This window comes from Brucella sp. IR068 (assembly GCF_049065885.1).
GTDB classification, from domain to species: domain Bacteria; phylum Pseudomonadota; class Alphaproteobacteria; order Rhizobiales; family Rhizobiaceae; genus Brucella; species Brucella intermedia.
Genome location: NZ_JBAKHE010000008.1, coordinates 222,532 through 233,811 on the forward strand (window position 1 = coordinate 222,532; position 11,280 = coordinate 233,811).

The window sequence follows — 11,280 nt, forward strand, 5'->3', positions numbered from 1 at the left end:
TTTGGGAGACATGCTTAGTGTGCCGCGAGCTTTGCGGCACCAGATTCCTTGTCGTGGACGGCAAACCGGTCGATCATGTCGGCGCTTGCTTCATTGAAGCCGATCACCGAAACATCCGTGCCGCTGGCGCGATATTTCAGCACCACCTTGTCGAGCGCGCCGACCGAGGTGATATCCCACAGATGAGCGCGGCTGACATCGATCGTGACCTTGCGTGCAGGCGTTGAAAAATCGAAAGCTGCGATGAAGTTTTGCGCCGAGGCGAAGAAAATCTGGCCCTCCACCGTATAGACGCGTTCGCTTCCGTCCGCGCTCGCGGTTTCGCTTACCCGGAACATTCTGGCGACCTTGCCTGCGAAGAACACGCCGGAAAGCAGAACGCCCACCAGAACACCCTTGGCAAGGTCATGGGTGGAGACGACTGTAACAACGGTTGCCAGCATGACGATGGAGGAGGATGGCGGATTGCGGCGCAGGTCGAGGATCGAACGCCACGAGAAGGTGCCGATGGAGACCATGATCATGACTGCCACGAGCGCCGCCATCGGAATGATGCGCACCAGATCGTCGAGAACCAGAATCAGGAACAGCAGGAAAGATCCGGCAACGAAGGTCGACAGTCTTCCGCGACCGCCGGAGGAAACATTGATGACCGACTGCCCGATCATGGCGCAACCGCCCATGCCGCCGATCAGCGCCGAGGCGATGTTGCTGGTGCCCTGACCGATGCATTCCTGGCTCTTGTTGCTGGTCGTATCCGTCATGTCATCGACAATCTGGGCGGTCATCAGCGATTCAAGCAGGCCCACCGCCGCAAGCGTGATCGAATAGGGCAGGATGATCTGCAGCGTTTCCAGCGTCAGCGGCACCTGCGGCAGGGCGAAGACCGGCAGTGCGGAGGGCAGTTCGCCGAGATCGCCGACGGTTCGCAAATCCATGCCGGTCGTCCAGGCAAGCGTGGTGAGCACGGCAATGGCGACAAGCGGCGAAGGGATCACCTTGGTGACGCGGGGGAACAGATAGATGATGGCGAGACCGCCTGCGATCATCCAGTAGGTCTGGACCGGGACATGGATGAGTTCGGGCAGCTGCGCCATGAAGATGAGGACCGCCAAGGCATTGACGAAACCGGTGATGACCGAGCGTGAAACGAAACGCATCAAACGGCCCAGTTTCAGAAACCCTGCAAGAATTTGTAAAATTCCCATCAGGATGGTGGCGGCAAAGAGATATTGCAGCCCGTGTTCCTTGACGAGCGAGACCATCACAACTGCGGTTGCGGCGGTCGCGGCCGAGATCATGCCGGGACGCCCGCCGGTGAAGGCGGAAACACAGGCAATGGCGAAGGAGGCGAAAAGACCGACCTTCGGGTCGACGCCTGCGATGACCGAAAAGCCGATGGCTTCCGGAATGAGGGCAAGTGCTACGACGATGCCGGAAAGAACATCGCCGCGAATATTGCAGAACCACTCGCGGCGGTAGGCAGCAAGACGTGTCATTGAATTTTCCGCAAATAGAAAACGGACAGGAATGCCCGTATCAACATGGCCGATTGTAAAAATGGGGGATGTTGTTGCGTTGTCTGGCGGATAGGCGGCCAGAAGAGCCACCCGGGCTTTCACCGGGTCCTTGCGAATACGCTTGTATAAACAAAAAGAGCGCAGCAGGGCAATGACCCGCTGCGCTCTTTCCTGAACATTACTATTCAGAGAATCTTCTGCATGAAGGTCAGATCGAGCCAGCGCCCGAATTTCTGGCCGACCTGTCTCAGCGTGCCGCAATCCTCGAAACCCTGCGACTTGTGCAAGGCGACAGACGCGGCATTGCCAGCCTCGATGCTGGCAATCAGCACATGCACCTTGCGCTCGCGCGCTTCCTCCACAAGCTCGGCCAAAAGGGCGCGTCCGATGCCGCCGCCGCGGGCATTGCTCGCCACATAGATCGAAAGTTCGGAGGAATGGCGGAAGCCCTCGAACGGGCGAAACGGGCCATAGCTCGCATAGCCGAGTACAGCGCCGTCGTGCTCGGCAACCAGCACCGGAAAACCATCGCGGTTGCGGGCTTTCAGCCATTCGCGGCGGTTTTCCAGATCGACAAGCGTTTCGTTCCAGATGGCAAGGGTGTTTTCGACGGCATCATTGTAGATGGCCAGCAGGGCGGGGAGGTCTGCTTCCGTCGCGTGGCGGATGAGGAGGTTCATTGCGGGGGCCTTGTCGGTAGCGATAGGTTTTACTGAAATAGTCCTCTTGATCCACGATGTAAAAGAAAACGGCGGGATTTCTCCCGCCGTCAACAATTGCATCCATCTGGCAAGCGCATTCTTCCCTCATCCTGAGGTGCGGCGCGAAGCCTCGAAGGGCTGAGGGAAACGCGCGACAATCCTGTCCGAGCGGTTTGGGCAGTAAGATTGCCGCCGGGTCGCTCGCCCCCTCAGCCCTTCGAGACGGTTTCCTTCGCTGCGCTCAGGACACCTCCTCTGGATGAGGGGGACAAGGTGGTGAATATCAGGACGCCTGTTTCAACTCCAGGCGGCGGCGATGCAGGACCGGCTCGGTGTAGCCGTTCGGCTGTTCGCGGCCCTTGAAGACGAGATCGCAGGCGGCCTGAAAGGCGATGGACTTGTCGAAGTCCGCAGCCATCGGGCGATACAGCGGGTCGCCTTCGTTCTGCTTGTCGACGACTGCTGCCATGCGCTTCATGGTTTCCATCACCTGCGCCTCGGTCACGACGCCATGATAGAGCCAGTTGGCGATGTGCTGCGCGGAGATGCGCAGCGTTGCGCGGTCTTCCATCAGGCCGACATTGTTGATGTCCGGCACCTTGGAGCAGCCGACGCCCTGATCGACCCAGCGCACGACATAACCCAGAATGCCTTGGGCATTGTTGTCGATTTCCTTCTGGATGTCTTCCGGCGTCCAGTTCGGGCGGGTTGCGACCGGCACCGACAGGATATCGTCCAGCCTGGCGCGCGGGCGGCTCTTCAGTTTCTCCTGAACGCTGGCAACGTCCACCTGATGATAATGCGTCGCGTGAAGGGTTGCGGCAGTCGGCGACGGCACCCATGCGGTGTTCGCCCCGGCCTTCGGATGCGCGATCTTCTGCTCCAGCATCGCGGCCATCAGATCGGGCATCGCCCACATGCCCTTGCCGATCTGTGCGTGGCCGGAAAGGCCGCATTCCAGCCCGATATCGACATTCCACTGTTCGTAAGCGCCGATCCATGCGGCCTGCTTCATGTCGCCCTTGCGGATCATCGGGCCAGCTTCCATCGAAGTATGGATTTCGTCGCCGGTGCGATCAAGGAAGCCGGTATTGATGAAGACGACGCGATCCTTGGCAGCGCGGATCGCCTCCTTGAGGTTGACGGTCGTGCGGCGTTCTTCGTCCATCACACCCATCTTGAGGGTGTTGGGCTTCATGCCGAGCATTTCTTCCGTGCGGGTGAAAAGCTCGTTGGCGAAAGCCACTTCTTCCGGGCCGTGCATCTTCGGCTTGACGATATAGACCGAACCTTCGCGCGAATTCATGTGGCGGCCGTTCGGACCAATATCATGCAGCGCGATCAGGCTGGTGAAGGCAGCATCCATGATGCCTTCCGGCACTTCATTGCCCTCGGCATCGAGAATGGCCGGATTGGTCATCAGGTGGCCGACATTGCGCACGAGCATGAGCGAACGGCCCTTGAGGGTAAGTTCGGAACCATCCGGCGCCTTATAGCTGCGGTCGCCATTGAGGCGGCGGGTCATCTGCTTGCCGTTCTTTTCGAACGTATCTTCCAGCTTGCCATTCATCAGGCCGAGCCAGTTGCGATAGACCGCAACCTTGTCTTCGGCATCGACGGCGGCAATGGAATCCTCGCAATCCTGGATCGTGCTGATGGCCGATTCCAGAACCATATCGGCAATATGTGCCGGATCGGTCTTTCCGATCGGATGGTCCGCATTGACGACGATGTCGACATGCATGTTGTTCTTGGCGAGAAGCACATTCGTCGGGGCGGCGGCATCGCCATTATAGCCCTTGAACTGGCTTTCATCCTTCAGTGCGGTTGCCGAACCGTCGGCGAGCCTGATTTCAAGCTTGCCGTCTTTCACGGAGAGACCGGCGACGTCGGCCCATTTGCCAGAGGCGAGCGGGGCGCTTTCATCGAGGAAGTTCTTCGCCCAGGCGATAACCTTTTCACCGCGCTTGGGATTGTAGCCCTTGCCCTTTTCCGCGCCATCGGCGTCGGAGATGGCATCGGTGCCGTAGAGCGCATCATAGAGCGAACCCCAGCGCGCATTGGCAGCGTTCAGCGCATAGCGCGCGTTCATTACCGGAACGACAAGCTGCGGACCGGCGATATGGGCGATTTCCGGATCGACATTGGCGGTCGACACCTTGAACTCGCCGCCTTCCGGCAGGAGATAGCCAATATCTTTCAGGAACTGCTGGTAGTCGGCCTGGGTGTAACCCTTGTCGCGGTTCTGTTTGTACCAGGCGTCGATTTTGGCCTGAAGGTCGTCGCGCTTGGCGAGGAGGGCGCGGTTCTTCGGTGCGAGACCGCGGACGATGGCGGCAAAGCCCTTCCAGAACTTTTCCGGTTCCACACCGGTGCCAGGCGCGGCCTCCTTGGCCAGAAATTCCACCAGTTCGGGGGCAACGCGCAAGCCTTCTATCTCAACGTAATTACCGGCTTTCTGAGAAACCATGGCTCCGCCTCCTTCAAAATAAACAAAATTGCCGCCGGCACTCTTCAGTGCCAGCCGTCATGCCGCCTTTGAACCGCTTTGACGTGCGTTCGTCAATCGGGGCGCGGGCACATCATCTGTGACGCTGCGGCGAAAATAGCTTCTATAGCGATAACTTGGCGCGGATATCGTCCGGGGTAAAGCCCTGTTCGCGCAGCGATGCGAGCGCGGTATCCTGGCGGCTTTTCGACAGTTTCAATCCGTCGTCGCCCAGCACCAGATCATGGTGATGATAAAGCGGTTCCGGCAGGCCGAGCAACGTCTGCAGGAGCCGGTGCACGGATGTCGCGTGAAACAGATCGCGCCCGCGCACGACATGGGTGATGCCTTGCAGGGCATCATCCACCACCACGGAAAGGTGATAGCTGGTCGGCGTGTCCTTGCGCGCAATCACCACGTCGCCCCAGCGGGCGGGGTCGGCGACGACGCATCCTGTTTCATTTTCCGGACCCGCACCGCTTTCATTCCAGGTCAGGGGCTTGAACAGCGGTTCGCCTGCGGCGGCAATTGCCCCAAGCGCCTTATCCATATTGAGCCGCCACGCATAGGGCATGCCCGAGGCGATACGCTCCATCTGTTCCTTTTCGGTCAGATCGCGTTCGCCTTGCGGATAAAGCGGCGTCCCGTCCGGGTCGGATGGCCATTCCTCGCCCTTGGCGAAAGCTTCGCCGATCTGCTCGCGAACCTCGCCCCGGCTGAGGAAGGCAGGATAGACGAGGCCCTTGTCGGCAAGTTTGGTGAGGGCATTGCGATATTCGCCAAAATGCTCCGACTGGCGGCGGACAGGGGTTTCCCATGTCAGGCCAAGCCAGCGAAGATCGTCGTAAATGCCTTGCTCCAGCGCAGGCGTGCAGCGCGCGGTGTCGATATCTTCCATGCGCAGCAGAAAACGTCCGTTGCTCTTTGCCGCCATATCCGCATTCAGGAGGGCGGAATAGGCATGGCCAAGATGCAACTGGCCATTGGGACTGGGAGCAAAGCGGAAGACGGGTTGGGTCATGGCAGGTTCAATGTCTGTTGCCGGGTCAGTTGCCGATGTCAGTTGATTGTCATCTGATTCCATTGGTACGGTGCCCGTCGCAGAAATGAAAGGCCAGGGGATGCGGCGGATCGATACATTGAGCGATATTGAAGCCGGGCTGGAGGCGCTGGTTCTGGCCGATACGCGGCTCGCCGATATTCGCAGCCGCTCCCATGCGGTGCCGCTGCGCCGGTCCGAACCGGGGTTTGAAAGTCTCGCCTCGATCATTGTCGCGCAGCAGGTATCGACGGCCAGCGCGGCCGCGATCTGGGCGCGACTGAAACAGGCGATCGATCCGCTGACGCCGGAAGCCTATATTGCGGGCGGGGAGGAGGCCTGGCGTTTTGCCGGTCTCTCGCGGCCAAAGCAGAGAACGCTTCTGGCTGTGAGCGAAGCGCTTGCCCGGGATGGCCTCGACCTGCACGGGCTTTGTGAACTCCCTGCCGGGGAAGCAATCGCAGCTCTGACGGCGATCAAGGGTATCGGCCCGTGGACGGCGGAGGTCTATCTGCTGTTTGCAGCCGGTCATCCGGACGTGTTTCCGGCGGGCGATGTGGCGTTGCAGACGGCTGTCGGCCATGCCTTTGCGCACGAGACCCGGCCCGATGCAGTGGCGCTTCGCAAGCTTGCGGAAGACTGGGCGCCGTGGCGGGGCGTGGCGGCGCGATTGTTCTGGGCCTATTATGCCGCCATCAAGGGACGCGAGGCTGCGCCGCTTCTGTAAATCTTGCGTGTTTCCCGAAGCATAAATGCGTTTCCGCTTCACAATCCTGTCACGTCGGGCTTACATTATCCACATCGGCTGATGACGGTATTTCGATTCGCAGAAGCTTGATTTGTCTGCGCATCGCCGCACCGTCTTCATGAGATTGGAGCGTCGTTGTTGCGCCCAAATGGACGCGCGGCGCTTCGATGAGAAGCGCAATTCCGCATGGAGAGCCATTTCGCCCTTTTTCGGAGTTGCTCTGAAGGAGGTGCGCCCTTGACTGTTGCCGTCTCACCCAGAACCGTCTCGACCAGTGGCTTGCCCGCGCTGGTTCTGAACGCGGATTATCGCCCGCTCAGCTACTATCCTCTCTCGCTCTGGTCCTGGCAGGATGCGATCAAGGCGGTGTTTCTTGAACGCGTGAATATCGTGGCGGAATACGATCACATCGTTTCCTCGCCATCGTTTTCCATGCGCGTTCCGAGCGTCATCTGCCTGAAGGATTATGTGAAGCCGCCGCGTTATCCCGCGTTCACCCGCTTCAACGTCTTCCTGCGTGATCGTTTCGAGTGCCAGTATTGCGGATCGCCGCATGATCTGACCTTCGATCACGTTACCCCGCGTTGCCATGGCGGCGAGACGACGTGGGAAAATGTGGTCGCCGCCTGTTCACCATGCAATCTGCGCAAGGGCGGCATGATGCCCGCCGTCGCGCATATGTGGCCGCGCCAGAAGCCGGTCATGCCGACCGTGCAGGATCTGCACAATAACGGCCGCCTTTTCCCTCCCAACCATCTGCACGACAGCTGGCTCGATTTTCTGTACTGGGATGTCGAACTGGAGCCTTGATTCCTATAGTTTTCCGCTCTTACTTCCCACTTTTCGCAAAAGCGCCGTAGTAGCCGATCGCTGCAAAGAGCAGGCTTGCGGCGACGTTCCATCCGGCAAAGGACAGGCCGAGGAAGTGGCCCGGCGCGCTATCGCATGCAGGTGGGCGCGTGGAATTGAGGTCGCTCAGAAGATTGCCCGCATCCAGCGTGACCTTCATGGTCGCGGCGCTGCAATCGATCGGGCCGGGCCAGTATTTCAGTTCGACGCCTGTGTGATAGATCGCAAGCGCCAGCCCGAAGGTCATCAGCAGCGCGCCGATGAGAATCAGGCCGCGCGTCAGGATCGGGGGCCATTTCAGGCCGTAGGAGACCCACGCCACCGCCAGAACCGGAACGCCGATATAATAAGGCGTGCGTTGTTCGAGGCAGAGCTTGCAGGGCATGAAGCCAGCCAGATGTTCGAAACCCAGCGCCGTGCCGACGGTTGTGGCAAGGCCGATGGTCATTATGCCCGCGGTCCATGCCTGTGTTTTGCCGACCGGATTATTGAGTGCAAACGCCATGTGGGTTTCCCTGAAAAGGTGCTCTGGATATATCTAAGCGCAAAATCTGCCTTGTTCCCAAGCAGTTCATTTTGACCGAGTTTGGGCGAACCGCTCAGGCGTGAAGGTATTTCACAGCAAAGAACAGCGCAATCAGGGCAAGCGCCACCACACTTGCGATCAGGCCCAGGCGCTTTTCGATGAAATGGCGGATCGGTTCGCCATAGCGGCGCAGCAGCCAGGCCAGGAAGAAGAAGCGCGCGCCGCGCGCCACGATCGCCGATGCGATGAACAGCCAGATATTGATGCCCGCTGCACCGGACAGGATCGTCACCACCTTTATTGGCGGCAGATGCGCGAGGCCGGAGGTGATCAGCATCAACAGGATCGCGTCAGCGCTGGTCGTGCCACGCAATTGCTCGAACGTGTCGAGCTTGCCGTACATTTCGAGCACCGGCTTGGCGATCTGTTCATAGGCGTGATAGCCCAGATACCAGCCTGCAATGCCGCCGAGGACAGATGAAACCGTGGCAATGAAGGCGTAGCGCCAGGCGCGCTCCGGCCTTGCAAGCGCCATCGGCAGAAACAGAACATCGGCAGGTACGAGAAAGACGGAGCTTTCCACGAATGCGATGATGGCCAGCCACCATTCGGCGGATTTTCTTGCGGCAAGCGAAATCGTCCAGTCGTAAAGGCGGCGCAGCATATATTTTCCGGATTATCTTCGGCGAAAGCCATATTAGCGATTACACCGTCTATAGATAAAAAAGATGGCGCGAACAATGCGCGCCATCCTCTTTGATACCGCTTTGCACCGGACAGTTCGGGAACGGACTGGAAACCGGTTTTTGCTAACGCTTGTAGGCGCTGCAAATATATTTGGTTTCGAGATATTCCTCGATGCCGTATTTGGAGCCCTCGCGACCGAGGCCCGACTGCTTCACACCGCCAAACGGCGCGACTTCGTTGGAAATGAGCCCGGTATTATGGCCGACCATGCCGTATTCCAGCCCCTCGCTCACACGGATCGCGCGGCTGAAATTCTCCGTATAGAAGTAAGCTGCCAGCCCGAAGATCGTGTCATTGGCCATGGCGATGACTTCTTCTTCCGTATCGAAGGCAAAGAGTGGGGCCAATGGACCGAAAGTCTCTTCCCTGGCCACGATCATGTCGGTGGTCACGCCGGTCAGCACGCCCGGTTCGAAGAACAGGCCCCCCAGTTCCTTGCCGCCGGTGATGAGCTTCGCTCCCTTGGACAGGGCGTCATCGATATGGGCCTTGACCTTGGTGATGGCTTTCGGCTCGATCATCGGCCCGATGACGACGCCCGGTTCCGTACCGTTGCCGACCTTGAGTTCCTTGACCTTGGCCGCGAGCTTTTCAGCGAACTTGTCGTAAATCCCGCGCTGTACATAGATACGGTTGGCGCAGACACAGGTCTGTCCCGCATTGCGATATTTGGAAATCATCGCGCCATCGACGGCTGCGTCCAGATCGGCATCGTCAAAGACGATGAACGGCGCGTTGCCGCCCAGTTCCAGCGAGATGCGCTTGATGGTCGGCGCGCATTGCGCCATCAGCAGGCGACCGACTTCGGTGGACCCTGTGAAGGAGAGCTTGCGCACTGTTTCACTGCTCGTCAGCTCAGCGCCGATTTCGCGCGCCTTGCCGGTAACGATCTGCAGGACCCCGGCGGGAATGCCAGCCTTTTCGGCAAGAACACCCAGCGCCAGCGCCGTCAGCGGGGTCAGGTCCGCAGGGCGAACGATCATCGTGCAGCCGGCAGCCAGCGCCGGTGCTGCCTTGCGGGTGATCATCGCCGCCGGGAAATTCCATGGGGTGATTGCGGCGGTGACGCCGACCGGCTGGCGGATGACGGTCAGGCGCTGCCCGGTCTGCGGGGCAGGGATGGTGTCGCCATAGACACGCTTGGCTTCTTCAGCGAACCACTCGATGAACGATGCCGCGTAGAGAACCTCGCCGCGCGCTTCGGCAAGCGGCTTGCCCTGTTCGGATGTCATGATAAGAGCAATATCGTCTGCATTGACAACGATCAGGTCGAACCACTTGCGCAGAATGGCGGCGCGTTCCTTGGCGGTCCTGGCGGACCATGCCGGGAAGGCTTTTGCGGAAGCGTCGATGGCTTCCTTGATGGTCGCGACAGAAAGGGAAGGAACAGTGCCGATGACCGAACCGTCTGCCGGGTTGGTCACGTCAATCTTGGCGCCGTCCGTGGCGTCTATCCAGCGCCCGTCAACAAGGCATTGCGATTTGAGCAGCGAAGGGTCTTTCAAAGCGAGCATAGTGGTTTTCCATCCCAGTCTTGCAGAGAAAGCATGTTCAGTATATTGAACAGCTTACGGTATTTTGAATTAAACAGGCCGTCATTACCAAAGTCAAACGGTTAATCAGGCGGTCGATCAGGTGAATGGCAAGGCTATGACGAAAACGGCGAGCGATGAGGAGAGTTCCCAGAAACTGGTTCCGGCGGTCATGCGCGCGGCTCAAATTCTGGATCAGGTTGCAAAATCCGCGCAGGAAGGCGGCAAGGGTTCTGCGGACGGGCTCAAGCTTTCCGATCTTGCCCGCCGGACGGGCTTGCCGAAAAGCAGTGTGCACGGGCTTTGCCAGACGCTGGTGCATCTCAAGCTCTTGAAGCTCAATAGCGACGGAAGCTTCACGATGGGATCGCAATCGGTGCGCTGGGCCAATGTGTTCATGGCGGGCAGCGACATTGTCGATGCGTTTCATGAGGCGGTGGCAGAGGCGGAAGGCCTTGGCGCGCATACATTGACGCTCTCGCATCTGGAAGGTCCGGAGGTCATTTATCTGTCCTGCCGCAACTCGACCGCGCCTCTCGGTATCACATTCCGCATCGGCATGCGGGTTCCGGCTGTCTTTACCGCGACCGGCAAGGCCATGCTGGCCGCGATGTCACCGCAGGAACTGGCCCGTCACCTGCCCTCCGAATGGCCGGAGCTGATCACTCCGGCCAGCGCGCCGTCTCTCAAGGTCCTGGAAGCGGAGATGGCGGAAGTAAAGGCACGAGGCTATTCACTGGATAACGGCCAGTTGCGCGAAGGCATGTTCTGCATTGGCGCGGCGATCTGCGACCGGCCGTTCCATCCCACGGCCGGGATTGCCTTGTCGATGATGGCTGCCGAGGCCCGCCCCGATATTATAGAAGACATGGGCAAGCGCGTGCGTGCACTTGCCAATGACGTGGCGGACCGCATGGGCTGGCTCTCTGCGTGAAGCCGATCGACGCTTATATATAGGGCCGCCTTGAGCGGCCCTTTTGTTTTGATGCCTGTGGAAAGAATTTTTGGAAAAAGTTATGATTGGTCGTTGACAGTTTTGTTTGGTGGGGTCTATATGGCGCCACAACGAGGGCGGCGGCGCCGCAAGCGGCAGGCTGATGCGTCCTTGGAGTTGGTTGAAGGTGTCTGGC

General features: G+C 59.3%; 10 protein-coding genes and 1 other annotated feature. Of the genes, 3 read left to right on the forward strand and 7 right to left on the reverse strand.

The window, feature by feature from the left end:
- Window positions 1-14: 14 nt before the first annotated feature.
- The 4 genes from ACOWVS_RS15480 to gluQRS form a co-directional block, all read right to left on the reverse strand.
- Entirely contained in the window at window positions 15-1,499 is a 1,485-nt protein-coding gene (locus ACOWVS_RS15480) for a SulP family inorganic anion transporter (protein ID WP_063620355.1), read from the reverse strand.
- 77 nt (window positions 1,500-1,576) lie between these two features.
- Window positions 1,577-1,632: a sequence feature (sul1 is cis-regulatory element that is thought to sense ions involved in sulfur or methionine metabolism; They are found in Alphaproteobacteria), on the reverse strand.
- Between the two features lie 73 nt (window positions 1,633-1,705).
- A complete protein-coding gene (locus tag ACOWVS_RS15485; RefSeq protein ID WP_063620353.1) occupies window positions 1,706-2,200 on the reverse strand; it encodes a GNAT family N-acetyltransferase in 495 nt (164 codons plus the stop codon).
- A 304-nt stretch (window positions 2,201-2,504) separates the two neighbouring features.
- Window positions 2,505-4,691 carry a malate synthase G gene (locus ACOWVS_RS15490; RefSeq protein WP_063620352.1) on the reverse strand — a complete coding sequence of 729 codons (2,187 nt, stop codon included), beginning with the start codon at window positions 4,689-4,691 and terminating at the stop codon, window positions 2,505-2,507.
- Between the two features lie 142 nt (window positions 4,692-4,833).
- Window positions 4,834-5,730, reverse strand: a complete 897-nt coding sequence (gluQRS, locus tag ACOWVS_RS15495; RefSeq protein WP_063620354.1) for a tRNA glutamyl-Q(34) synthetase GluQRS — start codon at window positions 5,728-5,730, stop codon at window positions 4,834-4,836.
- Between the two features lie 100 nt (window positions 5,731-5,830).
- Here gluQRS and ACOWVS_RS15500 point away from each other — a divergent pair, with 100 nt between their 5' ends.
- Both ACOWVS_RS15500 and ACOWVS_RS15505 read left to right on the forward strand, forming a co-directional pair.
- The gene (locus tag ACOWVS_RS15500) at window positions 5,831-6,475 is read left to right on the forward strand and encodes a DNA-3-methyladenine glycosylase family protein (RefSeq protein ID WP_025090934.1); all 645 of its coding nucleotides are present in this window, start codon (window positions 5,831-5,833) and stop codon (window positions 6,473-6,475) included.
- Between the two features lie 258 nt (window positions 6,476-6,733).
- Window positions 6,734-7,306: an HNH endonuclease gene (locus tag ACOWVS_RS15505; protein WP_006473253.1), complete on the forward strand. Its 573-nt coding sequence runs from the start codon at window positions 6,734-6,736 to the stop codon at window positions 7,304-7,306.
- 19 nt (window positions 7,307-7,325) lie between these two features.
- Here the strand turns inward: ACOWVS_RS15505 and ACOWVS_RS15510 are convergent, their stop codons facing one another.
- The 3 genes from ACOWVS_RS15510 to ACOWVS_RS15520 all read right to left on the reverse strand — a co-directional run bounded on the left by ACOWVS_RS15510 (window position 7,326) and on the right by ACOWVS_RS15520 (window position 10,132).
- Window positions 7,326-7,850: a disulfide bond formation protein B gene (locus ACOWVS_RS15510; RefSeq protein ID WP_063620351.1), complete on the reverse strand. Its 525-nt coding sequence runs from the start codon at window positions 7,848-7,850 to the stop codon at window positions 7,326-7,328.
- Window positions 7,851-7,944: 94 nt separating this feature from the next.
- Window positions 7,945-8,535 (reverse strand): YqaA family protein, encoded by a 591-nt coding sequence (locus ACOWVS_RS15515; RefSeq protein WP_063620350.1) that lies wholly within the window; start codon window positions 8,533-8,535, stop codon window positions 7,945-7,947.
- 145 nt (window positions 8,536-8,680) lie between these two features.
- A complete protein-coding gene (locus tag ACOWVS_RS15520; RefSeq protein WP_063881658.1) occupies window positions 8,681-10,132 on the reverse strand; it encodes an NAD-dependent succinate-semialdehyde dehydrogenase in 1,452 nt (483 codons plus the stop codon).
- Window positions 10,133-10,268: 136 nt separating this feature from the next.
- Between ACOWVS_RS15520 and ACOWVS_RS15525 the strand changes: the two genes are divergently transcribed.
- Entirely contained in the window at window positions 10,269-11,084 is an 816-nt protein-coding gene (locus ACOWVS_RS15525; protein ID WP_075042019.1) for an IclR family transcriptional regulator, read from the forward strand.
- Window positions 11,085-11,280 lie beyond the last annotated feature (196 nt).

What these genes read in the sequence shown, in the direction of transcription:
- ACOWVS_RS15525 (WP_075042019.1), top strand. Translation starts at nt 10,269, where the DNA reads ATGACGAAAACGGCGAGCGATGAGGAGAGTTCCCAGAAACTGGTTCCG.
- ACOWVS_RS15480 (WP_063620355.1), bottom strand. Translation starts at nt 1,499, where the DNA reads ATGACACGTCTTGCTGCCTACCGCCGCGAGTGGTTCTGCAATATTCGC.
- ACOWVS_RS15515 (WP_063620350.1), bottom strand. Translation starts at nt 8,535, where the DNA reads ATGCTGCGCCGCCTTTACGACTGGACGATTTCGCTTGCCGCAAGAAAA.
- gluQRS (WP_063620354.1), bottom strand. Translation starts at nt 5,730, where the DNA reads ATGACCCAACCCGTCTTCCGCTTTGCTCCCAGTCCCAATGGCCAGTTG.
- ACOWVS_RS15490 (WP_063620352.1), bottom strand. Translation starts at nt 4,691, where the DNA reads ATGGTTTCTCAGAAAGCCGGTAATTACGTTGAGATAGAAGGCTTGCGC.
- ACOWVS_RS15500 (WP_025090934.1), top strand. Translation starts at nt 5,831, where the DNA reads ATGCGGCGGATCGATACATTGAGCGATATTGAAGCCGGGCTGGAGGCG.
- ACOWVS_RS15520 (WP_063881658.1), bottom strand. Translation starts at nt 10,132, where the DNA reads ATGCTCGCTTTGAAAGACCCTTCGCTGCTCAAATCGCAATGCCTTGTT.
- ACOWVS_RS15510 (WP_063620351.1), bottom strand. Translation starts at nt 7,850, where the DNA reads ATGGCGTTTGCACTCAATAATCCGGTCGGCAAAACACAGGCATGGACC.
- ACOWVS_RS15485 (WP_063620353.1), bottom strand. Translation starts at nt 2,200, where the DNA reads ATGAACCTCCTCATCCGCCACGCGACGGAAGCAGACCTCCCCGCCCTG.